This is a genomic window from Agreia sp. Leaf210 (assembly GCF_001421485.1).
Taxonomy (GTDB): domain Bacteria; phylum Actinomycetota; class Actinomycetes; order Actinomycetales; family Microbacteriaceae; genus Agreia.
Window position 1 is genome coordinate 1,103,577 of sequence record NZ_LMKK01000001.1, and the last position, 21,916, is coordinate 1,125,492.

The following is a 21,916-nucleotide window of genomic DNA, read 5'->3' on the forward strand; positions in this document are numbered from 1 at the left end:
GCTCGTTGCATTGCTCCTCCACACGGTGGCTGCTCACTGAGTTATCCACAGGATAAATCCCTGATGAAGCGGTTAAATCGATCGGCAAGTCGATGTCGGTGGTCGGTGTTTGACTTCTCTTATGGACCTCGAGACCGCGACCATCGACAACATCGTCGACCGTCTTCGCGAGCTCTTCGAAGCCGACCGGCGCAGCCCCGCCACAGACGAGCTGCTCGAGATGGCGAGTGCGTGGGAGCGGGTGGGTGTCGTTGCCGATGCCGCGCGCATCTGGGTTGCCGCTGAAGTCGACGCCGAGTCCCGGCGCGAACTCGGAGCCGACGGACTGGCTTATCGAAATTCCTTTCCCACGGCCAAGAAACTCCTGGCCGCCAGCGCGAACGTCTCTGAACGAACGGCCTCATCACGGGTGCAACTCGGTCGGCAGATTCGATCCCACCTCTCCAACACCGGTCTCTCCTGCCCCAGCCGGTTCCCGGTGGTAGAACGTGCCTTTTTCGCCGGCCGAATCGGCGCCGACACGGCAGCGGTTATCTGCCGCACACTCTCCGAGGTGGCCGCCGGTACCACATTCAACACGAGGCTCGACGAGGCCGAGCAATACCTCGTCGACGCCGCGACGGTGTCGCTCCCCCTCGCCGACTCCGCCCTTGAGACGTCGCCCGTGAGGCTCTACACGGTCGACGACATCACTCGACTGGCCATACGCATCCGAGAGAATCTCGACCCCGACGGTGCCGAGCCACGCGATGAGGCGAAACAGCAGTTGCGCGGGTTCAGCCATCCACGAGTCGGCTCCGATGGCATGGCCCGCGGTCGATATGCACTTCCACCACTGCAACTCGGAGTATTCCTGACGGCGGTCGACTCGATCATGAGCCCTCGCACGGCCGATCCCGAGGTGCCGGCAAGCGACGGCATCGACCAAGCGGAGGTTTCTGCGGCAACACCGCCCGAAGAACGCAGTTACGAGCAGAAACTCCTCGACGCCGTGATGACTCTCATCGAGATGGGCGCAGGGTCACCATCGGCATCACTGCTCAACGGCGCGCCGCCCACAGTCAACGTTCATGTCACGGCGCGAGACCTCGAATTAGGTCGAGGAGTCGGCTGGATCGACGGCAGCTCCGAACCGATCACCTCAAGCACTGTGGCGATGCTGCAGTGCACGGGCAACACGATCGTGAGCCTCTTCGGTGCCGACGGCGAGATCCTGAACCACGGCAAGACGCGACGCATCGCCACGCGCAAACAGCGCCGAGCACTGGCGGCCCGCGACGGCGGCTGCGTTTTCCCCGGGTGCCAGCATCCGCCCTCTCGATGCCAGGCCCATCACGTCATTCCCTGGGTCGGCACAGACTTCGCAGCCGGCGCAACCGACGTCGACAATATGGCTCTGCTCTGCGCGTTTCACCACTCGACGATCCACACGTCGGCATGGCAACTCACGATGATCCGCGGCAAACCGCACATCATCTCGCCCGCGTGGATCGACCCACACCGAACGCCGAGACCGGCGGCGAAACAGCGCGCCGCAGATCCCTGGTGAGCGGGTTCGACTTACTCCGCTGGCGGAAGCTCGCCCGCCATCTCGACGGAGTCGGTCGTAGCGTTCCACGTGTAGGTCGCGACCGCGCGGCCGGAGGCCTCGGCGTTCGACTCCATGCCCTGCGTGAAGCGATAGGTCACACTGATCGCATCGTCGGCCGTGCGCTCGACCGCGGGCGTGAAGCCGTAAGCCTGCTCGGTCGCCGTGCCGAGGTATGCACCATCGTGGAACAGGAGGATCGCGGTGGGGCTGCTGCCCGTGGCGTTCTCCAGCGTCACGAGCGACCACGACAGCGGAGCGCACGGGTCGTATCCGCTGTAGTCGGCGTTGGCGGCATCCCAGCGCGAACTCTCGAGACCGGCCGGAGCAGGGAGCGCTGCGATGCCGGCAGCTGCGGCCTCCTGGCCGGTGGCCGGGCCGCATGCGTCAGGAGACGGTGTCGGTGTCGGCGTCTCCGCGGCACTTCCACTCGATGATGGCGAGGGTGCTGCAGCGGTCGAGCCTGCGTCTGCGGTGGTCGCGCAGCCCGCCACCAATGCGGCTACGAGTGTCACGAGAGCCAGGCCGGTCGATGCGCGGGCGGCGGTTTTTCGCGACCGCGGCTGGGCTGTTTTCTCATTCATCATGCTTCCAGCCTCCTACGCGTGGCCACTCGAGTCCACCCGCCTCGGTGGTCACCGGGCGCTACTCGCTGACCCCGTACGGAGCGCTGATCACCGCACGACCGATGCCGTGGAAGAACAGATTGAAGCCCAGCATGGCGGGCGTCGCGTCTTCGGGAATATCGAGCTTCTCGACGTCGACCGCGTGCACAACGAAGTAGTACTGGTGGTCGCCGTGTCCGGGAGGGGGCGTCGCGCCGACGAAGCCAGCGACTCCGGCGTCGTTGGGCAGGGTCACAGCGCCCTCGGGCAGCATGCTGCTGCCCGGCGTTCCCGCGCCCGCGGCGAGGCTCGTCACATCGGCCGGAATGTTGAACACGGCCCAGTGCCAGAATCCGGATGCCGTGGGCGCGTCGGGGTCGTAGACCGTCACGACATAGCTCTTGGTCGCCTCGGGTGCGCCCGACCAGCTGAGCTGAGGCGACACGTCTGCGCCGCCGGCCGACTCACCCAGCTGTGGGTCGGAGAGCCTCTCGCCCTGTCGCACATCGCTCGACGTCACCTCGAACGAGGGAAGAACAGGAAGGCTGTCGTAGGGGTTCGCGCTCATGAGAGTCCTTTTCTCGAAGATGGGGATGCCCACGCTAGCCCCGCCGTCTGAATATTCGGTGCGTCTGGACACGGATACACAGCCGTCGTAAACTGTGGTCTGACCACACGGCCTGACCACAGGCATCCGGCGAGCAAAGGAGCGACGTGAGCGACATCGATGCGTCGGCACCCATCGACTCCCGCCGTGCGTGGGAGGTCGTCCTCCAGCACATCGAAGGCGATCTGCTCGCGGGGCGCCTCGTTCCAGGCGACCACCTCCCTGCCGAGCGCACTCTCTCGAGCGAACTCGGAGTCGGCCGCTCATCGGTGCGAGAGGCGCTGCGCGTACTCGAGGTTCTCGGACTCATCCGCACCCAGACGGGATCGGGCCCGCAGTCCGGCGCCATCATCGTCGCCCGCCCATCCGGTGGCATGTCGTCTCTGATGCGCCTGCAGGTCGCGGCCCAGGGATTCGATGTGCGCGACGTCGTGAAGACCAGACTCGTGCTCGAGTCCGCCGTGGTCACCGAGCTCGCAGAGCTGGTTGCCCGCGACACCGCCGACTCCGCCCCTCTCGATCTCGGCGTCGCCGCGCAGTTGCTCGATGCGATGGATGCCGATGGCCCGGTGTCCGGGGCAGAGTTCCTCGCGCTCGACGCGGCTTTCCACCTCGCGCTCGCCGAGCTCTCGGGCAACGCCGTGATCGCCTCGATGATGGCGGGCCTGCGCAGTTCGATCGAGAGCTATGTTCTCGCCGGCGCGCCGAACCTGCCGTCGTGGGCCGAGACATCCGGCCGCCTACGGGGCGAACATCGGGCGATCGTGTCGGCCATCGAGGCCGGCGACGCCGAGCTCGCCCGCACGCGGGTGACCGCGCACATCACCGGGTACTACACCGAGACGAACTTCATCGCCGCATCCGAACAGAGGACACTCCATGGTTGAACGCCGTTTTCCGAATCCCAAAGAGTTGCGGCCGCTGATGCAGTTCAAGAAACTCGAGCTCGACGGCAAGAAGCGTCGGCTGCAGGGCGCGCTGACCATCGACGACCTGCGCACCATCGCCAAGCGGCGCACTCCGAAGGCAGCGTTCGACTACACCGACGGATCGGCCGAGGGCGAGATCTCGCTGGGTCGCGCCCGTCAGGCCTTCCGCGACATCGAGTTCCACCCCTCGATCCTGCGCGACGTGTCGAAGCTCGACACGACCACACAGATCCTGGGTGGAACGTCGGCCATGCCGTTCGGTATCGCTCCCACCGGCTTCACCAGGCTCATGCAGACCGAGGGCGAGATCGCGGGTGCGGGCGCCGCCGGAGCCGCGGGCATCCCGTTCACTCTCTCGACGCTCGGCACGTCGTCGATCGAATCGGTCAAGGCGGCGAACCCGAACGGGCGCAACTGGTTCCAGCTCTATGTGATGCGTGATCGCGAGATCTCGTACGGCCTCGTCGAGCGGGCCAAGGCGGCGGGCTTCGACACCCTGATGTTCACGGTCGACACTCCCGTGGCGGGCGCGCGTCTGCGCGACAAGCGCAACGGCTTCTCGATTCCCCCGCAGCTCACTGCCGGCACCATCATCAACGCGATCCCCCGGCCATGGTGGTGGTACGACTTCCTCACGACTCCCCCGCTGGAGTTCGCCTCGCTGTCGTCGACCGGCGGCACGGTCGGGGAGCTGATCGACTCGGCGATGGATCCCTCCATCGACTTCGCCGACCTCGAGACCATCCGCGGCATGTGGCCGGGCAAGATCGTGGTCAAGGGAGTGCAGAACCTCGCTGACTCGAAGCGCCTCGCCGACCTCGGCGTCGACGGAATCCTGCTGTCGAACCACGGAGGCCGCCAGCTCGACCGCGCTCCTATTCCCTTCCACCTGCTTCCCGACGTAGCCCGCGAGGTCGGCGGCGACGTCGAGGTCATGGTCGACACGGGCATCATGGACGGCGCCGACATCGTGGCTTCGATCGCTCTCGGTGCCAAGTTCGCGCTGATCGGCCGCGCCTACCTCTACGGACTCATGGCCGGAGGGCGCGCGGGTGTCGACCGCACGATCTCGATCCTGTCGGAGCAGATCGTGCGCACGATGAAGCTGCTCGAGGTCGCGTCGATCGACGAGCTGACGCCCGCGCATGTCACGCAACTGCAGCGTCTCGTTCCGCGTGCGGTCTCCGCTCAAACGGCCGCCGTGGCCGAGAAGGCCGCCTCGCGCAAGGCTCCGGCACGCAAGCCCGGCGCATCCCGCCCCGCGATCACGAAGACCGCCGAGGAGAAGGTCGAGGCGACGCCCGCCGACGCGTAGTCGCCTTCTGATTCGGCGTTCCTTCTTCAGGAGGAGCAGCGCCCACGAAGGGGGATCGTGACGTCGTCAAGGTCACGCGACTCGTACGGGACCTGCGACAGCAAGTGGCTGATGGTGTTGATTCTGGATGCGCGCTCGTCGTCGCTCCCAATGGTCCACCATGGCGCGTAGGCGGGGTCGGTCGCCTCGAACATCGCATCCTTCGCGCGGGAATAGTCCTCCCACTTCGTGATCGAGACCGAGAACCAGTACTTGATCAGAATGATGCCGTCTTCGACGAGCATGCGCTCGAAGGTCGGAACCTGGTGCAGGAATCGGCGGTATTGCTCAGGAGTGCAGTAGGCCGCCCAGTGACACGGGCGCCGTTCAGCCCAGGTTGATCATGCCCAATCCGACGGCCAGCGCGCTCACGGCGACGGCCCCCGTGCCGGCGGCGACATACGCGAGCGTTCGAAGGGCCGACGCGCGTCGCATCGACAATTCGACCACGTCCTGGGCCTGGCTGAGGGTGCCGCAGGATGCGATGGTCGCGCCGCGCGCATCCGTCACGCTGTAGTGACCATCGGTGAACTCGACGAACCCCGCGAAGTCGCCGTCGCGCGACGCCACCCAGAGCTTCGCCTCGGGCGAGAGCCACGTGAGCTGCCCGTTCGAATCGTTGATGGGGCGGCGGGCGAGGATCTGCGTCGAGGTCATGACTTCAGCTTCACGCGTCGGCACTCAAAGCGAATCCTGCCTAAGGATGACTTCCCGCGCCGCGCCAATGGTACTGAGGTCTAGGTCTCGGGTGGCATAGGTACCCCAGACTGATGCGCGTTCGGAGCGTCCGGGCAAGAATGAGAAGGAGGCGCTCCGAACCGGATCGTCGAACGAGCATCACCGTCAGACAGGACGCATCGACATGAGCGACAAGAAATCCACTTTCGAACAGTTCGAGGTTGCCGGCGACAAGCTGGTCGAGACGGTCAAGAATCTCATCCACGAGGGCAACGTTCGCCGCATCATCCTAAAGCGCGAAGACGGCAGCGCTCTTCTCGAGATCCCGGTCAACGCGGGCCTCGTCGGCCTCGCGCTCACGGTCGCCATCGCGCCGGTTCTGCTCGCGATCGGCGCCATCGCCGCGGTCGTTCGCCGCGGTCGTCTCGCAGGTCACGCTGGTCGTCGAACGGCGAGCGGATGCGGCGGGTTCGGTCGACGCACCGGCAACGCCCCCGGCCGCCGGCCCCGCAGGCGGATCAGCCGACCAGGACCCGGCGGCATCCATCTGACGCTCGGTCCGCGCAAACGCCTGCCGAGCCTGTCGAACGGCGTCAGTCCTCGACGCGGATTCCCAGGTGCTCGGCGAACGACGACGCGAGGTCGGCGACCTGGCCGCTCGTGAGCGTCGCGCCGGCCAAGGCGGTGAAGCCGTCGAGGCGCGAGAGTTCGGCACGGCGCAGGTCGACGTTCGTCAGGGTGGCGTGATTGAGGCTCAGCACCCCGATCGTGCAGTCGACGAACGCCACACGGTTGAGCTTGGCGCTGCCGAGGTCGAGCTCGTCGATCGAGCAGCCGGTGAACAGCACGTCGAGCAGTGTCGCCCCCGACAGATTCACGAAGCCCAGCTTCGTCGACGAGATGTGCACCGACGAGAGCGACGACTCGTAGAGCTCGGCCGACCCGAGACGGGAGCCGTCGATCGCCACCGAGCGCAGCTCTGCCCTCGGCGCCGAGAAGATGGGCGCGTTGAGGCGGGTGATCTCGACGTCGGCGAAGGTCGCTCCGCGCAACGCCGCATCGTGCGCCTGCACGTCGTCGAATGAGCATTCTCTGAACTGGATGCCCGCCAGATCGCGACCGGCGAGGTCGACACCATCGAAGCGCAGACCCTCGTAGACGTCATGCGGTTCGAGCGTCTCGGGATCGCCCGCGGCGAGATCGACGAGCCTGATCGCATCTAATCGGGGTGCTTGCGTGCCTGTCTTGCGCGCCATAACGTGCCTCTCGTGAGCGGGGCGAACCACCCGGCCGCCCTGCAGAATTCTAGGTAGCGCCGCCGACAGAGCAGAATAGATTCATTCCCATCACACCGCGAGGAAGCGAATGGAGCAGTCGTGAGCACCCCTCCCCCCACACCCCTCGGCGTCGCCGTCATCGGTTACGCGTTCATGGGAAAGGCTCACTCGGGTGCCTGGCGGAATGTCGGAGCGTACTTCGATGTACCCGAGATCGAGCAGACGGTGCTCGTCGGCCGCGACGCCACGAAGGTCGCCGCCGCCGCTCGCAGGTTCGGCTGGAAAGACAGCGCCACCGACTGGCGCGCGGTCTTGGAGCGCGATGACGTGCACATCGTCGATGTCTGCACCCCCGGCATCCTGCACCGCGAGATCGTGCTCGCCGCACTCGCCGCGGGCAAGCATGTGATCGTCGAGAAGCCGCTCGCCAACACGGTCGACGAGGCCGCCGAGATGGAGGCCGCGTTCGAGAAGGCTCGCGCGAACGGCCAGCACGCGATCGTCAACTTCAACTACAGGCGCGTACCCGCGATCGCTCTGGCCAAGAAGCTCATCGACGACGGCCGCGTCGGTCCGATCCGACACGTGCGCATCAGCTACCTGCAGGACTGGCTGAGCGACCCCGACTCGCCCATGAGCTGGCGACTGCGTCGTGACGAGGCCGGTTCGGGCGCCCTCGGAGACCTCGGCTCGCACGCCACCGACCTCGTTCTGCACCTCACCCGAGAGAACATCGACAGCCTCACGGGCGGTGTGCACACCTTCGTGGCACGGCGCCCCGCGGGCGACAGCGGCGACGGCGCGATCGGCGGCTCCTCGGCGGTCGGCGGCTCGGCCGACGTCGAGCTCGAAGACGTGACCGTGGATGACGCCGCGTGGGCGACGGGCCGGCTCTCCGGCGGCGGCCTCCTGCAGCTCGAGGTCTCGCGCTTCGCGCTCGGCGCCAAGAACGGGCTCACCCTCGAGATCTACGGAGAGCGGGGCAGCCTGACGTTCGACCTCGAGAATCTCAACGAGCTGCGCTTCTTCGACGGTTCCGACGCAGCCGGAGAGCAGGGCTTCCGGCGCATCCTCGTGACCGAGGCCGGGCATCCGTACGTCGAGCACTGGTGGCCCGACGGACACATCATCGGCTGGGAGCACACCTTCGTGCACCAGTTCGCCGAATTCCTCACCTCCATCCGCGACGACACCGAGTCGCAGCCGTCGTTCGCCGACGGCCTGCGGGTTCAGAAGGTTCTCGCCGCGGTCGAGGAGTCTGCCGCCGCAGGCGGCGCATCCATCACGATCTAACCGACCCGCACGACCGAAAAAACCGAACACACAAGGAGAAGCAATGACGCACCCCGTAACCCTGTTCACCGGCCAATGGGCGGACCTGCCCTTCGAGGAGGTGGCCCGACTCGCCGGCGAGTGGGGCTATGACGGCCTCGAGATCGCCTGCTGGGGAGACCACCTCGACCCGTGGCGTGCCGCCGAAGACGACGCCTACGTGCAGTCCCGCCTCGACATCCTCGAGAAGAACAACCTCAAGGTCTACGCCATCTCGAACCACCTCAAGGGGCAGGCGGTCTGCGACAACCCCATCGACTTCCGCCACAAAGACATGGTGTCGGCCAAGGTGTGGGGCGATGGAGACGGCGAGGGCGTGCGACAGCGCGCCGCCGAAGAGATGAAGAAGACGGCGATCACGGCACGCAAGCTCGGCGTCGACACCGTCGTGGGCTTCACCGGCTCGAGCATCTGGCAGTACGTGGCGATGTTCCCGCCCGTGGGCCAAGACGTCATCGACGCCGGCTACCAGGACTTCGCCGACCGGTGGAACCCGATTCTCGACGTGTTCGACGGCGAGGGCGTGCGCTTCGCCCACGAGGTGCACCCGTCGGAGATCGCCTATGACTACTGGTCGACCGTTCGCGCCCTCGAGGCCATCGACCACCGCACGTCATTCGGTCTCAACTGGGATCCGAGCCACATGGTCTGGCAGGGCATCAACCCGGTCGAGTTCATCACCGAGTTCGCCGAGCTGATCTATCACGTCGACTGCAAGGACACCCGCATGCGCAACGCCAACTCGGGGCGCGCGGGAATTCTGGGGTCGCACCTGCCGTGGGCCGACCCGCGTCGCGGCTGGGACTTCGTGTCGACAGGGCACGGCGATGTGCCGTGGGAGGACGCGTTCCGAGCTCTCGGCTACATCGGCTACACGGGCCCGATCTCGGTCGAGTGGGAGGACGCCGGGATGGATCGTCTCCGCGGCGCGCCCGAGGCTCTCGCCTTCGTGCGCTCGCTGCTGTGGGACCGACCCACGGCATCGTTCGACGCGGCCTTCTCGACGAAGGTCGACTGACTCACGCGCGCACGGCCACGCCGGAGAGCAGCACACCGCTCTCCGGCATGGCCGGGAACGTGCGCAGACTCACTCTCAGATCTTGCGAGGGAAGCTCGTAGCTCATGCGCTGCGTCAGAATCTGCACGACGCGCATGATCACCCGTACGGTGAGCGGCTCGCCAGGGCAGCGATGATCGTCGAGGTAGGTGCCGCCGCCTTGCGCGATCAGATGGTTGGGATCGACGCCCTTCTCGGCGAACCGCTCCGGCCGAAAGACCTCGGGGTCGCCCCAGTAGCTCTTGTCATGGTCGGTGCCGTAGAGATCGAGCATCACCAGCGAGCCCGCGGCGATCGGATGCCCGTCGAACTCGAGCGCTCGGCTCGAGCGACCGGCGATCACGGGAAAGAACGGATAGAACCGGCGCACCTCCTGCGCGAAGTCCTCGAGCAGTGACTCATCGCCCGACCGGAAGGCCTCGGCGAGGTCTGGGCGGCGGCGCAACCCGAGCACGGCGAAGAGGAGAAAACGGGAGATCGCGACGAAGGGTCGCAGCACGTTGATCAGTTCGACGGCCGCGACAACGACCGGCAGAGGCGCCCCCGTGCGGGAGGTCTTCGAAGCCACCGCGCCGAGCACGGTGCCCTCGTTCGCCGCAGGGTCTGCGCGGGCAACGACGACGAGGCTGCCCGCCCACTTCTCGGTGCGGCGGCGGCGCGCTCGAGCCGCCCAGTTCGGCGGACCGATGCGGGCCGCATTCTCGATCATCGACACGAACTCGCTCGCGCGCTTGTCGGCTCCCACGGGCGTGGCTGCGATGCCCGACCACGACAGGATCGCGCGCGACAGGATCTTCGGAATCTCGGCGCTCAGGGAGACACGATCGCGGTGCGCCCAGTCCGCGGCGGCGGACATCCATTCGTCTTCGACCGCGTCTGCGAGGCCGTCGAGGGCCTCACGCGACATCAGCGCATCGACGAAGAGGTGCTTTCGGTCACGGTGATCGGCGCCCTCGAGGGTCTGAACGCTGCCCACGTCTTGCAGCAGGTGAGTGATCGACGGCGGGAGGGCCGCCGACCTCGTGAAGCGGCCCTGCTCGTAGAAGAAGCGGCAGGCATCCGAGCCCCGCATCACCACCACGGGCACGCCGAGCAGCCGCGTGCGGAACGCGTCGGTCTGCACGGCGTCGAAGCGACGGGTTCCGAGGAGGTAGCCGTCGGCGAGAAAAGAGAGGGCACTGTCTACGCTGCGAAGCTTCTGCATCTGCTCGAATGTAGAACGGGTGCGCGGGCATTTTGAGGACTTGACAGCGCGCTCGCCGTCGGTCGACGGAGGGAACGACCACGGAGTAGCCTGACGCGCATGCCCCCTTCCCCCACGCCCTTCAGCGCACAGGTGACGGCCGACGAGCTCGCCGATCTGCGGGCGCGCCTGCGTGCGACCCGATGGCCCGACGCTCCCGAAGACGCGGGATGGTCGCTCGGCACCGACGTCGACTATCTGCGCGAGCTCGTCGAGTACTGGGCCGAGGAGTTCGACTGGCCGGCGCAGGAGGCGGCCCTCGCGCGCATCCCCCGCTTTCGGGTGGAGCTCGGCGGCCTCGACATCCACTTCGCTCACGTGCGGGGCGTCGGCGCCGCCGGCTCGACCTCGTCGGTGATGCCGCTGATCCTCAGCCACGGCTGGCCCGACTCGTTCTGGCGCTACTCCAAGGTGATCCCGCTGCTCACCGATCCCGGCGCGCACGGGGCCGACCCCGCCGATGCGTTCGACGTCGTGGTGCCCGACATGCCGGGCTTCGGCTACTCACACAGACCTGTGGGCGCGCCGCTGAACTCGATCGATGTCGCCGGCCTCTGGGCCCAACTGATGGATGCGCTGGGTTACGACCGCTTCGGCGCCGCCGGTGGCGACATCGGCAGCCACGTGAGCCGCTATCTCGCACTCGATTTTCCCGAGAGGGTGCTTGCGGTGCATCGCACCGACGCGGGAATCCCCGTGGCCCTCCCGGGTCTCGAACTCACGCCGAACGAGCACAGCTTCGTCGACGAGGCCACGGCCTGGAATCTGAGCGAGGGCGCGTACGCGGCGATGCACCGCACGAAGCCGCAGACCGAGGCCGTCGGGCTCACCGACTCCCCCGCCGGCCTCGCCGCGTGGATCGTGGAGAAGCTGCGCTCCTGGAGCGACTGCCAGGGAGATCTCGAGAGCAGCTACACGAAAGACGAGATCCTGACCCTCGTGAGCATGTACTGGTTCACCGGCACCATCGGCTCGTCGATGCGCATGTACAACGCGAACGCCGCGATCCCGCCGGCGCAGCTCGCCCGCCGCGTCGAGGTGCCGTCGGGCTTCGCCCTGTTCCCCGGCGACCTCCTGCACCCGGCGCGCGAGTGGCTCGATCGCACGGCGAACACGGTGCACGTCAGCGAGCCCCCGCGCGGCGGGCACTTCGCAGCGTTCGAGGAGCCCGAGCTCTACGCGCAGGAGCTGCGCGACTTCTTCCGCCCGTTCCGCCCAGCACCCTTGGTGTGACTACGCCGTGGCGGTGGTCGCGCCCGTGAACTCCGAGGGCTGAATGATGACCCAGCCCGGTCCGTGGAACGCGTACTGGAACGCCTCGCCCGATCCGCGGCCGATGAACGCGCCCGCACTCAGCGACGACTTCACCGTCGGCTGCAGGTTGGCGCTCCACGCGACGGTGGCGTTGATGTCGGTGAAGGTGGGCTGCTGTGAGCAGTCGAGAATCATCGGGGTGCCCTGCGTGGCGACCGCCAGGTGACCGTGGCCGTGCACGGTGGTGTTCCAGAAACCGCCGGCCAGCATGCTCGCACCCTTGAGGCGGGTGAGCTCGTAACCCAGATCGGCCTGGAACGCCAACAGCGAGGTTCCGTTGATCGTGACGCCCTCGCCCTCGAGCTGGATCAGGTGGATGTTCGCGCTGTGGTGCGCGAAGAAGACGTCGCCGTGGCCGTAGACGCGCATCAGGGGCTGGTCGTCTGACGAGACCATCTTGCGCAACAGGGCGCCGGCATCCCGTGCACCCTCGTGCTTGAACTCGACGTTGCCCTGATAGGCGACCATCGCCCCCTTGCGGGTGATGATGTCGCGACCCGGGCTCACGCAGGAGCGCAGCATGTAGGGGTTCTGCAACGCCATCAGAGCGTCGGATTCGACCTCGTTGTTCTCCTGGCTGAAAAGAGTCGAGCGCATGGGGAGTGTCCTTCTCGTGCGGTGAAGTGTGGTGGCCCCAGCTTAGGGGCCACCCCCAGCGCAGCCGAGTAGTATCCGATTCGTTCCCGGCCTCACCTCACGCACCTTCGCTCTGAAAGGCACGCCGACGCCTCCCCTCGACATCCTGCTCGGTTCGTGGTCGCTCGACCCCGTCGCCCTCGTGGCGATACTCGCCAGCGCCGCACTGTACGCGATCGGCGTCTCGCGCATCCATCGCGGCGGCGGCCGCTGGCCGGTCTCGCGAACCGTCTTCTTCGTGGTCGCCGGTCTCGGCTCGTGGGCCGTGGTCTCGTTCGGGTTTCTCGGCACCTACAGCGAAGAGCTCAGACTCGCCTTCACCACCCGCATCGCGCTTCTCCTGTTCGTCGTACCCGCGCTGATGGTGCTGGGCCGCCCCGTCGAACTGGCGCGACGCTCGCTCGGGCCGCAAGGCTCCGCCCGGCTCGAACGCGTGCTGTCGTCGTGGATCGTGCGCGTCACCGGCAACGCCGCATTCGCCACCCTGTTCGCCGCCCTCGCCTTCTGCGTGTTCCTCACCCCGCTGGCCGGCGTGCTCAGGCTGAGCCCGATCGCCGAGCCGGCCATCGGCATCCTCGTGCCCGCCATCGGCCTGCTCTTCGCGCTGCCCCTCGTCGAGAATTCTGCGGCGCGCAGCACTCTGTTCATCACGGCCGAGTTTCTGCTGGCCTTCGTCGAGCTGGTTCTCGACGCGATCCCGGGCGTGCTGATGCGTCTGAACGACGGCATTCTGGATGGCGTCGGCCCCGGGATTGCCAGCGGGGTAGGCGCCGTCGCGTCTCAGGTGCTGCCCGGCTGGTGGCCGAATCCGCTGCACGATCAGCACCTCGCGGGCGACCTGCTCTGGTTCATCGCCGAGATCGCCGACGTGCCGATTCTGATTCTGCTGTTCGTGCGCTGGTCGCGGCTCGACCGCCGCGATGCCACGAAGATGGACGCGCTGAGCGACGACGAGATGGACGCCCTGACCCGCGAGCACCTCGACCGCCGCGGCTGAGCCGTGCGCTGCGGGCATCCGCTGAGCACCTGCGCGTAGGCTCGAATCGTGGATGACATCGAGATCGAAAGCAGCATCGCCTCACGCCTGGGACTCGGACTCGCCGCGATCGGGCGCCCCGCGTACATCACCGCAGGCCGCGAGAAGGATCTCGGCGCGGGTGCCGATCGAAGCGTGGATGCGATGCGAGCCCGGGCCCACAAGCTGCTCGACGCCGCGTGGTGGCTGGGCATCCGGTACATCGACGCCGCCCGCTCGTACGGACTCGCCGAGCAGTTCCTCGGATCGTGGCTCGCCGAGCATCCGGGGCATCGCGACGAGCTGACCATCGGCTCGAAGTGGGGCTACGAGTACATCGGCGACTGGCGGCTCGACGCGCCACAGCAGGAGCGCAAGGAGCACTCGCTCGCGATGTTCGACAAGCAGTGGGCCGAAACCCTCGAGGCGCTCGGCTCCGAACCCGATGTCTACCTCGTGCACTCACTGACCTCAGACAGCCCCGCCCTCGACGACTCTGCACTGCTCGATCGCCTGCGCGCGCTTCGCGACAGCGGCGTGCGCGTGGGCTTCTCGACTAGCGGAGCCGATCAGGCCGCCGTGATCGAGCGCGCGCTCGGGCTGGCCGACTCCCCCTTCTCAGCCGTGCAGTCGACGTGGAATCTGCTCGAGCCCTCTGTCGGCGACGCCCTCGCGGCGGCGAACGACGCGAAGTGGCTCGTGGTCGTCAAAGAGGTGCTGGCCAACGGTCGACTGACGTCGAGGGGAGACGAGACGGCCGCCGCGGCCCTCGCCACCGAAGACGGGCAGCGCCTCGACGCACTCGCCATCGGCGCGGCCGTGGCGCATCCGTGGGCCGACATCGTGCTGACCGGCGCCGTGACGCGCAAGCAGCTCAAGCAGAATCTGGATGCGCGTCCGCCGTCGCTCGACGAGGAGCGCCTCGCCGAGCTGGCACAGCCCGCCGAGCAGTACTGGGCGGCCCGCGCCGCGCGCGCCTGGAGCTGATCGGCGTCAGAAAACTCCCTCGCTCACCTCGATCGTCGTGCTGAGGTGCAGGTCTGAGACGCTGGTTCCGGCGTGCAGTTCGAACGCGCCCTGCTCGTAGTGCCACCCCGGCTCACCCTGCGCATTCACACCCCAGTCGGCGAAGGCGCGAGCAGACACCGGGATGGTGACGGAGGCTCTCTCGCCGGGCTCGACGCGAACGGCGGCGAAACCGACGAGCCAGCGCACCGGACGGTCGATCGACGAGTCCGCGCGCGACGCGTAGACCTGCACGACCTGCTTGCCCCGGCGCGAGCCCGTGTTCGTGACCTGGACGGCTGCAGAGACGGTGCTGCCCTCTGAGATCGTCGAGCTGTCGAGCGCGAGGTCGTCGACGCTCCACGTCGTGTAGCCGAGCCCGTGGCCGAACGCATAGGCGGGCTCGGTTCCGGCCTTCAGCCAGGCCCGATACCCGATGTGGATGCCCTCGTCGTACGACACCACTCCGTTCTGGGGGGTCACGTCGATCACGGGTACGTCGGCCTGCTCGATCGGCCAGGTGGTGGGCAAGCGGCCGCCCGGCTCGGCCAGCCCGAGCAGGATGTCGGCGACCGCGTCGCCGTACTCCTGGCCGCCGAACCAGCTCAGCAGCACCGCCGAGACCTCGTTGCGCCACGGGAGAAGCACGGGCGATCCGGAGTTGACCACCACGACGGTGCGCGGGTTCACCGCCGCGACCGCGCGCACGAGTTCGTCTTGCCGGCCGGGGAGCGCGAGCGACTCGCGGTCGTAGCCCTCCGACTCGACGCGGGAGTTCGTTCCGACGACGACCACGGCCACGTCGGCCGCCCGTGCCGCCTCGACGGCGTCGGCGATGAGCTGCTGGGGGTTCGAGCGATCCGGTTCGATGCCGATCGTGATACTCAGAGCCCCGGCAAGGGCCCCGCCCTGCGCGATGTCGTACTCGACGGTCACGTCGATCGGCTCGCCCTCGACGACGGGGACAGCCACAGAACTCGAGGGCGGAGACAGGAAGGCCGCGCCGAGGTCGGTGCCCTCGGTGAGGACGTTCTCCTCGTGCAACAGCTCGCCGTTCACGATCACCCGGCCGTTGCCGGCGCCCGCGAAACCGAGCAGAATCTCGCCCGTCGCATCCGGCGTGTAGCGCGTGGTGAACTCGAGCATCGACGCCTGCGCGATCGGAGCGTCGCCGCCGAACCAGACGAGCGCGGTGGCGCGTCGGTCTTCGTCGAAGATCGAGGCGCCGGATGCGTCGAGAAAGCGCACGTGCGCGCCGGATTCGCCGGTGGTCGGGTTGGTGATGCGGTCGAGGGGAAGCTCGGCGATGCCCTCCTGCACGACCGCTCCGACGGAATAGCTCACTGTTGCATCGGGCAGCGCCGAGCGGAGCCCGTCGAGCGGGGTGACGACCTTCTCGGGGAGTACGGTGGCACTTCCTCCGCCCTGGGTGCGGGCAAAACGCGCGTTGTGCCCGATCACGGCGACGGAGGTCAGCGACGACGCGTTCCAGGGCAGCTCGGCGTTCTCGTTGCGCACGAGCACCGCGCCCTCGACCTCGGCTGTGCGGGCGAAGGCGGCTCCGTTTTCGACGACCACGGGCTCGGGCACGACGGCATCGAAGCCGTCGAGCGCGCCGACCCGGGCGGCGAGCGCGAGCAGTCGCAGCACCTTGCGGTCGACCACAGACTCCTCGACCTCGCCCGCGCGTACGGCGGCAACGAGAGCGTCGCCCCACGGACCGACGGGGCCGGGCATCACGAGGTCTTGCGAGAAGCGGGCGCTGTTCACGTCGCGCACCGCGGTCCAGTCGCTGATGACCACCCCGTCGAATCCCCACTCGGAGTTGAGGGGGGTCTCGAGCAGCTCGTTCTCGGTGACGGTGGCCCCGTTGACCGAGTTGTACGATGACATGACCAACCAGGCATGTGCCTCGGTGATCGCCTTCTCGAAGGCGAGCAGATACAGCTCGCGCAGGGGTCGATCGGCCACCTTCACGTCGACGGTGAAACGGTCGGTCTCGAAGTCATTCGCGATGTAGTGCTTGGGCGTCGCGCCGACGCCGTTCTCCTGCAGACCCTCCACATAGGCCGCGGCGAGGTCGGCCGTGAGCACGGGGTCTTCGCTGAACGCCTCGAAGTGGCGGCCTCCGAGCGGCGAGCGGTGCAGGTTGATCGTTGGGCCGAGAACCACGTCGACGCCCTTGCGGCGAGCCTCGACGGCGGCGACGTTGCCGTAGCGGCGGGCGATGGCCGCATCCCATGAGGAGCCGAGCGCCGTGGCCGACGGCAGGTTCAGCGACGGGCTGCGCTCGTCCCACACCTCGCCGCGAACACCGGAGGGGCCGTCGGAGACGAGGATGCGCCGCAGGCCGATCTTATCGAGCGGCCAGGTGGCCCAGAAGTCGTGCCCGGTGAGGAGCAGCACCTTCTCTTCGAGGCTGAGCTTCGCGAGCAGCTCGAGCAGTCGCGGATCGGTGGAGGCCTGGATGCGGTCGGTCATGTCTCAAGTTGCTTTCTGTCGAACGACGAGGACTGCCCACGAAGAAACTCATCATTGGGCTACGTCTGAGCGACGCTAACACGAAAAGCGAATGGTTACTAGGTTTTTAACTGCGCGACTGTCGCCACCGGTAGAGTCGCCCCCATGACGGTTAGCGGAAAGCCACGGGGCTCCTACGCCAAGACCGCTGCCCGACGGCGCGAGATCCTCGAGGCTGGCATCGAGGTCTTCTCGGCGAACGGCTTCCGCAGCGGCTCGATCCGCGAGATCGCCGAACGGGTGGGCATCAGCCAGGCCGGTCTACTGCACCATTTCTCGAACAAGAACGAGCTGCTCGCGGGTGTGCTCGAGCTGCGCGACGACAAGTCTCGCGACATCTCGAATCTCGACAGCGCAGACGGGGTGGGACACCTCCGCGGCCTCGTGAAGGTCGTCGAGTACAACGCGGGAGTGCCGGGGCTCGTCGAACTGCACTGCATGCTCTCGGCCGAGGCCACCTCGCCCGGCCACCCCGCGCACAGCTACTTCGTCACTCGCTACCGGTCGGTGGTCGCACTCACGACGGAGTCATTCGAGAGCGCCCGCGCCGCCGGCCAGCTGGCCCCCGGAGTCGACCCGGCCAGCGCGGCGCGCTCACTGGTGGCGCTGATGGACGGCCTTCAGGTGCAGTGGCTGCTCGACAGGGCCTCCGTCGACATGGCCGAGGAGACCCGCCGCTATCTGCGCCCTCTCCTCACCGTTCCGCTCTGATCGCGGGGGCGGAGCCGTCGCTACTAGATGTGCCTCAGGAACCGGCCAGGGGCATCCAGAAAGAGCGAGAGATTGCGCACCAGGTCGAGCTCTGACCACTCGGAGCGGCGGAGGCCCCACTCGCCGACCTCATGGATGGCGGCGCCCGGGAACGCGGCCAGCACCGGCGAGTGAGTCGAGAGGATCACCTGAGACTTGCCCGTAGCCACGAGGTCTTTGAGCACGCCGATCAAGGCCAGGCAGCCCGAGAACGAGAGCGCGGATTCCGGCTCGTCGAGCACCCAGAGGCCCGGGCCGCGGAACCGATCGACGACGAGCTCGAGAAAAGACTCGCCATGCGACATCTCATGGAAGTTGGGTTCGCTGCCGCCGGGATTCTGCTCGAGGTACGTGTAGAAGCCGTGCATGGTCTCGGCCCGCAGAAAATATCCGCGTTTGCTAGCCCCCGCGTTGCGCACGAGTTGCAGGTGCTGCCAGAGCGTCGACTCGCTCGTTCTCGTGGAGTGCATGGCATTCACCGACCCGCCCTCGGGTGACAGCCCGTAGGCCTGGGCGATCGCCTCGACGAGAGTCGACTTGCCCGACCCGTTCTCGCCCACGAACACGGTGACCGGGGCGAAGTCGATGCCGTCGTCGAGTAGCTGCGTCACGGGGGCGAGGGTCGCGGGCCACGCCCCGCGAGGCATCGGCTCGAGTGGATGCTCGTGGGCGCGGCGCAGAGGAAAGCTCTCGAAGGCCATGGCCCCATTCTGCCGCGCTCGGCTGATCTTCAGTCTTTTCTGGGCAACATCGAAGAGCCAGCGAAGCTGCGCTCACTAGTGTCGGTGCGTTCGTTCTGCACCCCGAGGAGACCAGCTGATGAGAGCCGACAAGACGCACTTCAGCGGACTCGGCAAGAAGGATCGCCGCGCCCTCGTGCGTGAACTCGCCCGACTCGAACGCGAAGAGGTAGCGCGACGACGACGGCGTCGACGCATCGCGTGGCGAGCCGGCCTCGGAGTCGCGGGTGTCGCCGTGCTGTCGGTCGGCACCGTCACCATCGTCTCGGCGCTGCAGCCGGTACCCGCCCTCGGACCGTTGAACATGGCCAGCGACGGCATCCTGTTCTCGGGCAACGGCAAGACGGTCACCGCAGCCACGACAGTGGCTCTCGAGTCGAAAGAGGCTCCCGAGACGAACCCGCTCGACGCGAGCGACGGCAGGCTGCACCTGGTCGCGTACGTCGACTACGGCAGCGCAGATTCAGCCACGTTCGAGACCACGAACGGCAGCACGCTGTTGTCGTGGGTGACCTCGGGCAATGCGACGCTCGAGCTGCACCCCGTGGCACTCGACGACTCGGTGAACCAGAACTACTCCACGCGCGCGGCGAACGCCGTGGCGTGCGTGGCCGATGCCTCACCCGACAGCGTTCCCGCCATCAACAGTGCGCTCGCTGCTGCCCAGCCGACCGCCGGAGCGTCGGGACTGACCGATGCGCAGCTCGTCGCACTCGTGCAGAAGGCGGGCGAGAACGACACCTCGGTCGCAGACTGCATCACCTCGGGCGGCTTCGGCGACTGGGTCGCGGATGCCACGGGCCGGGCCCGCGCGTCGGTTCCGAATTCCGACGTGCCGACCCTCACGACCGCGCCGCTCGTGCTCGTGAACGGCAAGGCCTACACCGGACCCCTCGACGACGCGAGCGCCTTCGAATCGTTCGCGAAGAGCGTCTACGCGCCGGGGGCGGAGGCGCCGGCACCCACCGAGAGCACAGCGCCCGTCGGATAGCGACGCGTCTGGCTGCGGCGTTCGTGCCCGAATACCTCCATTCCGTCGCCGCGATGACAGGGGAATGGCGGGATTCGGGCACAGAAGCTTCGCTGCGCGGCTCGGAGAGCGAGGGCTACGCGGCGAACGACTCCAGCGTGAGGGCGAGCTCGTCGACCAGCCAGTCGAGATCTTCTTTCGAGATCACGATCGGCGGGGCGAGGCGAATGGTCGATCCGTGCGTGTCTTTCGCCAGGATGCCGCGGGCGAGGAGTGCCTCACAGACCTCGCGACCCGATGCCAGCGCGGGGTCGATGTCGATACCCGCCCACAGGCCGGCGCCGCGCACCTCGACGACGCCGCGACCCACGAGCGACAGCAGCCGCGAGTGCAGATGCGCGCCGAGTTCGGCCGCGCGGGCCTGGTACTCGCCGGTGGCGAGCAGGTCGACGACGGCGTGTCCGACGGCGGCGGCCAGCGGGTTGCCGCCGAAGGTCGACCCGTGCTCGCCGGGGTTCAGCACGCCCAGGATGTCGGCGTTGCCCACGACAGCAGACACGGGAACGATTCCGCCGCCCAGCGCCTTGCCCAGCAGGTAGAGGTCGGGCACGACGCCCACGAGGTCGCACGCGAACGTGGCTCCCGTGCGTCCGAGCCCGGACTGGATCTCATCCGCGATCATCAGCACGTTCTGCGCCGTGCACAGTTCACGCAGAGCGGGCAGATACGACGCGGGCGGAGCGACGATTCCCGCCTCGCCCTGGATCGGCTCGACCAGCACGGCGACCGTGTTCTCGTCGATGGCGTTCGCCACGGCATCCACATCGCCGTAGGCGACACTGCGGAAGCCGGGCGTGAACGGGCCGAAGCCCTCGCGAGCCGTCTGGTCATCGGAGAAGCTGATGATCGAGATCGTGCGGCCGTGGAAGTTGCCGTCCATGACCACGATGTTGGCCTGCTCGGGCGCGACGCCCTTGACCCGATAACCCCAGGCTCGGGCCACCTTGATGCCCGACTCCACCGCCTCGGCGCCGGTGTTCATCGGCAGCACCATGTCTTTGCCCGCGAGCTCGGCGAGCGCGGTGACGAACGGGCCGAGTCGGTCGGAGTGGAACGCGCGCGACGTGAGCGTGATGCGGTCGAGCTGCGCCTTCGCCGCATCGATGAGCACCGGGTTCGAGTGCCCGAAGTTGACGGCCGAATACGCGGCGAGACAGTCGAGGTAGCGTCGCCCGTCGATGTCGGTGACCCAGGCTCCGTCACCCGACTCGACGACGACCTGAAGCGGGTGGTAGTTGTGCGCGGCGTGCTCCTCGACGAGCCGGATGGCCGCCGCCTGGCTGGCCGAGAGCTCGAGGGCCACGGTGCTCATCGGAGTTCCAGCGTGCAGCACTTGACCCCGCCGCCGCCGAGCAGCAACTCGGACAGGTCGACCTTGATGGGGTTGTAGCCGCGCTCGCGCAGCTGCTTCTCGAAGCCCAGGGCACGGTTCGCGATGACCACGTTGTAGCCGTCGGAGATCGAGTTGAGGCCCAGAATCGCACCGTCTTCTTCGCTGACCAGGATCGCGTCGGGGAACCGCTTCTCGAGCTCGAGACGGCTGGCCGTGTCGAAGGCGCTGGGCAGGTAGGCGATGTTCGCCGAGGTGTCGCCCGTGAGCGGGTCGAGCACCGAGATCGCGGTGTCGAGGTGGTAGAAACGCGGGTCGACGAGGTTCAGCGTCACGACCTCGCGGCCGTAGATCTCTCCGAGTTCCTCGTGGCTGTTCGAGGCGCTGCGGAATCCGGTGCCCGCGAGGATCACGTCGCCGACGAGCAGGAAGTCGCCCTCGCCCTCGTTGGTGTTCTGCGGCTCGGCGACCTCGTAGCCGTGGTCGCGGAACCACTCCATGAACGCAGGGCCCTCGGGCTGGCGCTCGGGGTGTGTGAAGAGCGCACCGTAGGCGACGTTGTCGATGATGAACCCGCCGTTGGCGGTGTAGACCATGTCGGGCAACCCGGGGATCTGGTCGATCAGCTCGACGGTGTGGCCGAGCGACAGGTAGGTCTCGTAGAGCGTGTTCCACTGCGTGACGGCCAGCGACGTGTCGGTGGGGATCGCCGGATCCATCCACGGATTGATGCGGTAGGCCACCGTGAAGTGGTCGGGGCGGCACATGAGGTAGTGCCGCTTGGTGGCGACGCGAGCGGGAGCCTGAGCCTGGTCTGAGGTTTCGAGAGTGGACGTCATGGGGAGTTCCTCCGAGGATTGTCACGGGAGGCGGACTGAGTCCAGTGGCCCAGGCCTGTTGCACAGC

Annotated in this window: 21 protein-coding genes and 1 pseudogene; 11 read left to right on the forward strand and 11 right to left on the reverse strand. The window is 67.5% G+C overall.

The window, feature by feature from the left end; all coding sequences use genetic code 11:
• The first annotated feature begins 121 nt into the window (after positions 1–121).
• Positions 122–1,549 carry an HNH endonuclease signature motif containing protein gene (locus ASE64_RS05260; RefSeq protein WP_055776780.1) on the forward strand — a complete coding sequence of 476 codons (1,428 nt, stop codon included), beginning with the start codon at positions 122–124 and terminating at the stop codon, positions 1,547–1,549.
• A gap of 11 nt (positions 1,550–1,560) precedes the next feature.
• Here the strand turns inward: ASE64_RS05260 and ASE64_RS05265 are convergent, their stop codons facing one another.
• Both ASE64_RS05265 and ASE64_RS05270 read right to left on the reverse strand, forming a co-directional pair.
• On the reverse strand, positions 1,561–2,175 hold the full coding sequence (locus ASE64_RS05265; protein ID WP_055776784.1) for an LppP/LprE family lipoprotein: 615 nt from the start codon (positions 2,173–2,175) through the stop codon (positions 1,561–1,563).
• A gap of 58 nt (positions 2,176–2,233) precedes the next feature.
• A complete protein-coding gene (locus ASE64_RS05270; protein ID WP_055777525.1) occupies positions 2,234–2,761 on the reverse strand; it encodes a YbhB/YbcL family Raf kinase inhibitor-like protein in 528 nt (175 codons plus the stop codon).
• A 146-nt stretch (positions 2,762–2,907) separates the two neighbouring features.
• On the opposite strand from ASE64_RS05270, the gene ASE64_RS05275 reads away from it, so the two are divergent.
• The gene (locus ASE64_RS05275; RefSeq protein WP_235480500.1) at positions 2,908–3,687 is read left to right on the forward strand and encodes a FadR/GntR family transcriptional regulator; all 780 of its coding nucleotides are present in this window, start codon (positions 2,908–2,910) and stop codon (positions 3,685–3,687) included.
• A complete protein-coding gene (locus tag ASE64_RS05280) occupies positions 3,680–5,044 on the forward strand; it encodes an alpha-hydroxy acid oxidase (RefSeq protein ID WP_082465908.1) in 1,365 nt (454 codons plus the stop codon). The genes ASE64_RS05275 and ASE64_RS05280 overlap by 8 nt, the downstream gene beginning before the upstream one ends.
• A 26-nt stretch (positions 5,045–5,070) precedes the next feature.
• Here ASE64_RS05280 and ASE64_RS05285 read toward each other — a convergent pair.
• Positions 5,071–5,373 (reverse strand): annotated as a pseudogene (locus tag ASE64_RS05285) (polyphosphate kinase 2); the annotation flags it as partial.
• Between the two features lie 37 nt (positions 5,374–5,410).
• Positions 5,411–5,740, reverse strand: coding sequence for a hypothetical protein (locus tag ASE64_RS05290; protein WP_055776787.1), 330 nt, complete (start codon positions 5,738–5,740; stop codon positions 5,411–5,413).
• Between the two features lie 205 nt (positions 5,741–5,945).
• Here ASE64_RS05290 and ASE64_RS17095 point away from each other — a divergent pair, with 205 nt between their 5' ends.
• Positions 5,946–6,425, forward strand: coding sequence for a DUF4342 domain-containing protein (locus tag ASE64_RS17095; RefSeq protein WP_082465910.1), 480 nt, complete (start codon positions 5,946–5,948; stop codon positions 6,423–6,425).
• Here the strand turns inward: ASE64_RS17095 and ASE64_RS05300 are convergent.
• Positions 6,355–7,017 (reverse strand): pentapeptide repeat-containing protein, encoded by a 663-nt coding sequence (locus tag ASE64_RS05300; RefSeq protein ID WP_055776791.1) that lies wholly within the window; start codon positions 7,015–7,017, stop codon positions 6,355–6,357. The two genes, ASE64_RS17095 and ASE64_RS05300, sit on opposite strands and share 71 nt — an antisense overlap.
• A 120-nt stretch (positions 7,018–7,137) precedes the next feature.
• Here ASE64_RS05300 and ASE64_RS05305 point away from each other — a divergent pair, with 120 nt between their 5' ends.
• Together ASE64_RS05305 and ASE64_RS05310 are read left to right on the forward strand one after the other, a co-directional pair.
• Positions 7,138–8,331, forward strand: a complete 1,194-nt coding sequence (locus ASE64_RS05305) for a Gfo/Idh/MocA family protein (protein WP_268750561.1) — start codon at positions 7,138–7,140, stop codon at positions 8,329–8,331.
• 43 nt (positions 8,332–8,374) lie between these two features.
• Positions 8,375–9,388 (forward strand): sugar phosphate isomerase/epimerase family protein, encoded by a 1,014-nt coding sequence (locus ASE64_RS05310; protein ID WP_055776794.1) that lies wholly within the window; start codon positions 8,375–8,377, stop codon positions 9,386–9,388.
• A 1-nt stretch (position 9,389) separates the two neighbouring features.
• Here the strand turns inward: ASE64_RS05310 and ASE64_RS05315 are convergent, their stop codons facing one another.
• Complete coding sequence (locus ASE64_RS05315) at positions 9,390–10,631, reverse strand: cytochrome P450 (RefSeq protein ID WP_055776797.1); 1,242 nt, start codon at positions 10,629–10,631, stop codon at positions 9,390–9,392.
• Between the two features lie 99 nt (positions 10,632–10,730).
• On the opposite strand from ASE64_RS05315, the gene ASE64_RS05320 reads away from it, so the two are divergent.
• Complete coding sequence (locus ASE64_RS05320; RefSeq protein ID WP_055776800.1) at positions 10,731–11,903, forward strand: epoxide hydrolase family protein; 1,173 nt, start codon at positions 10,731–10,733, stop codon at positions 11,901–11,903.
• Here ASE64_RS05320 and ASE64_RS05325 read toward each other — a convergent pair whose 3' ends face one another.
• Positions 11,904–12,581 carry an AIM24 family protein gene (locus ASE64_RS05325; RefSeq protein WP_055776803.1) on the reverse strand — a complete coding sequence of 226 codons (678 nt, stop codon included), beginning with the start codon at positions 12,579–12,581 and terminating at the stop codon, positions 11,904–11,906.
• Between the two features lie 181 nt (positions 12,582–12,762).
• On the opposite strand from ASE64_RS05325, the gene ASE64_RS05330 reads away from it, so the two are divergent.
• Both ASE64_RS05330 and ASE64_RS05335 read left to right on the forward strand, forming a co-directional pair.
• The gene (locus ASE64_RS05330) at positions 12,763–13,617 is read left to right on the forward strand and encodes a cytochrome c oxidase assembly protein (RefSeq protein WP_235480501.1); all 855 of its coding nucleotides are present in this window, start codon (positions 12,763–12,765) and stop codon (positions 13,615–13,617) included.
• A 48-nt stretch (positions 13,618–13,665) separates the two neighbouring features.
• Positions 13,666–14,622 (forward strand): aldo/keto reductase, encoded by a 957-nt coding sequence (locus ASE64_RS05335; protein ID WP_235480502.1) that lies wholly within the window; start codon positions 13,666–13,668, stop codon positions 14,620–14,622.
• 6 nt (positions 14,623–14,628) lie between these two features.
• On the opposite strand, the gene ASE64_RS05340 is transcribed toward ASE64_RS05335, so the two are convergent.
• The gene (locus ASE64_RS05340) at positions 14,629–17,121 is read right to left on the reverse strand and encodes a beta-glucosidase family protein (protein WP_055776806.1); all 2,493 of its coding nucleotides are present in this window, start codon (positions 17,119–17,121) and stop codon (positions 14,629–14,631) included.
• A gap of 144 nt (positions 17,122–17,265) precedes the next feature.
• Between ASE64_RS05340 and ASE64_RS05345 the strand changes: the two genes are divergently transcribed.
• Positions 17,266–17,871 carry a TetR/AcrR family transcriptional regulator gene (locus ASE64_RS05345; protein ID WP_055776810.1) on the forward strand — a complete coding sequence of 202 codons (606 nt, stop codon included), beginning with the start codon at positions 17,266–17,268 and terminating at the stop codon, positions 17,869–17,871.
• A gap of 23 nt (positions 17,872–17,894) precedes the next feature.
• Here the strand turns inward: ASE64_RS05345 and ASE64_RS05350 are convergent, their stop codons facing one another.
• On the reverse strand, positions 17,895–18,611 hold the full coding sequence (locus tag ASE64_RS05350) for an ATP-binding cassette domain-containing protein (protein ID WP_055776814.1): 717 nt from the start codon (positions 18,609–18,611) through the stop codon (positions 17,895–17,897).
• 118 nt (positions 18,612–18,729) lie between these two features.
• Between ASE64_RS05350 and ASE64_RS05355 the strand changes: the two genes are divergently transcribed.
• Positions 18,730–19,641, forward strand: a complete 912-nt coding sequence (locus tag ASE64_RS05355) for a DsbA family protein (protein ID WP_055776816.1) — start codon at positions 18,730–18,732, stop codon at positions 19,639–19,641.
• A 115-nt stretch (positions 19,642–19,756) separates the two neighbouring features.
• Here the strand turns inward: ASE64_RS05355 and rocD are convergent, their stop codons facing one another.
• On the reverse strand, positions 19,757–20,992 hold the full coding sequence (gene rocD / locus ASE64_RS05360; RefSeq protein WP_055776819.1) for an ornithine--oxo-acid transaminase: 1,236 nt from the start codon (positions 20,990–20,992) through the stop codon (positions 19,757–19,759).
• Positions 20,989–21,849, reverse strand: coding sequence for a dimethylargininase (ddaH, locus tag ASE64_RS05365; RefSeq protein WP_055776821.1), 861 nt, complete (start codon positions 21,847–21,849; stop codon positions 20,989–20,991). Before ddaH ends, rocD begins: the two co-directional genes overlap by 4 nt.
• Positions 21,850–21,916 lie beyond the last annotated feature (67 nt).

Coding starts and splice junctions, on each gene's coding strand:
- ASE64_RS05260 (WP_055776780.1), top strand. CDS start 122: ATGGACCTCGAGACCGCGACCATCGACAACATCGTCGACCGTCTTCGC.
- ASE64_RS05265 (WP_055776784.1), bottom strand. CDS start 2,175: ATGATGAATGAGAAAACAGCCCAGCCGCGGTCGCGAAAAACCGCCGCC.
- ASE64_RS05270 (WP_055777525.1), bottom strand. CDS start 2,761: ATGAGCGCGAACCCCTACGACAGCCTTCCTGTTCTTCCCTCGTTCGAG.
- ASE64_RS05280 (WP_082465908.1), top strand. CDS start 3,680: ATGGTTGAACGCCGTTTTCCGAATCCCAAAGAGTTGCGGCCGCTGATG.
- ASE64_RS05290 (WP_055776787.1), bottom strand. CDS start 5,740: ATGACCTCGACGCAGATCCTCGCCCGCCGCCCCATCAACGATTCGAAC.
- ASE64_RS17095 (WP_082465910.1), top strand. CDS start 5,946: ATGAGCGACAAGAAATCCACTTTCGAACAGTTCGAGGTTGCCGGCGAC.
- ASE64_RS05300 (WP_055776791.1), bottom strand. CDS start 7,017: ATGGCGCGCAAGACAGGCACGCAAGCACCCCGATTAGATGCGATCAGG.
- ASE64_RS05310 (WP_055776794.1), top strand. CDS start 8,375: ATGACGCACCCCGTAACCCTGTTCACCGGCCAATGGGCGGACCTGCCC.
- ASE64_RS05315 (WP_055776797.1), bottom strand. CDS start 10,631: ATGCAGAAGCTTCGCAGCGTAGACAGTGCCCTCTCTTTTCTCGCCGAC.
- ASE64_RS05320 (WP_055776800.1), top strand. CDS start 10,731: ATGCCCCCTTCCCCCACGCCCTTCAGCGCACAGGTGACGGCCGACGAG.
- ASE64_RS05325 (WP_055776803.1), bottom strand. CDS start 12,581: ATGCGCTCGACTCTTTTCAGCCAGGAGAACAACGAGGTCGAATCCGAC.
- ASE64_RS05340 (WP_055776806.1), bottom strand. CDS start 17,121: ATGACCGACCGCATCCAGGCCTCCACCGATCCGCGACTGCTCGAGCTG.
- ASE64_RS05345 (WP_055776810.1), top strand. CDS start 17,266: ATGACGGTTAGCGGAAAGCCACGGGGCTCCTACGCCAAGACCGCTGCC.
- ASE64_RS05350 (WP_055776814.1), bottom strand. CDS start 18,611: ATGGCCTTCGAGAGCTTTCCTCTGCGCCGCGCCCACGAGCATCCACTC.
- ASE64_RS05355 (WP_055776816.1), top strand. CDS start 18,730: ATGAGAGCCGACAAGACGCACTTCAGCGGACTCGGCAAGAAGGATCGC.
- rocD (WP_055776819.1), bottom strand. CDS start 20,992: ATGAGCACCGTGGCCCTCGAGCTCTCGGCCAGCCAGGCGGCGGCCATC.
- ddaH (WP_055776821.1), bottom strand. CDS start 21,849: ATGACGTCCACTCTCGAAACCTCAGACCAGGCTCAGGCTCCCGCTCGC.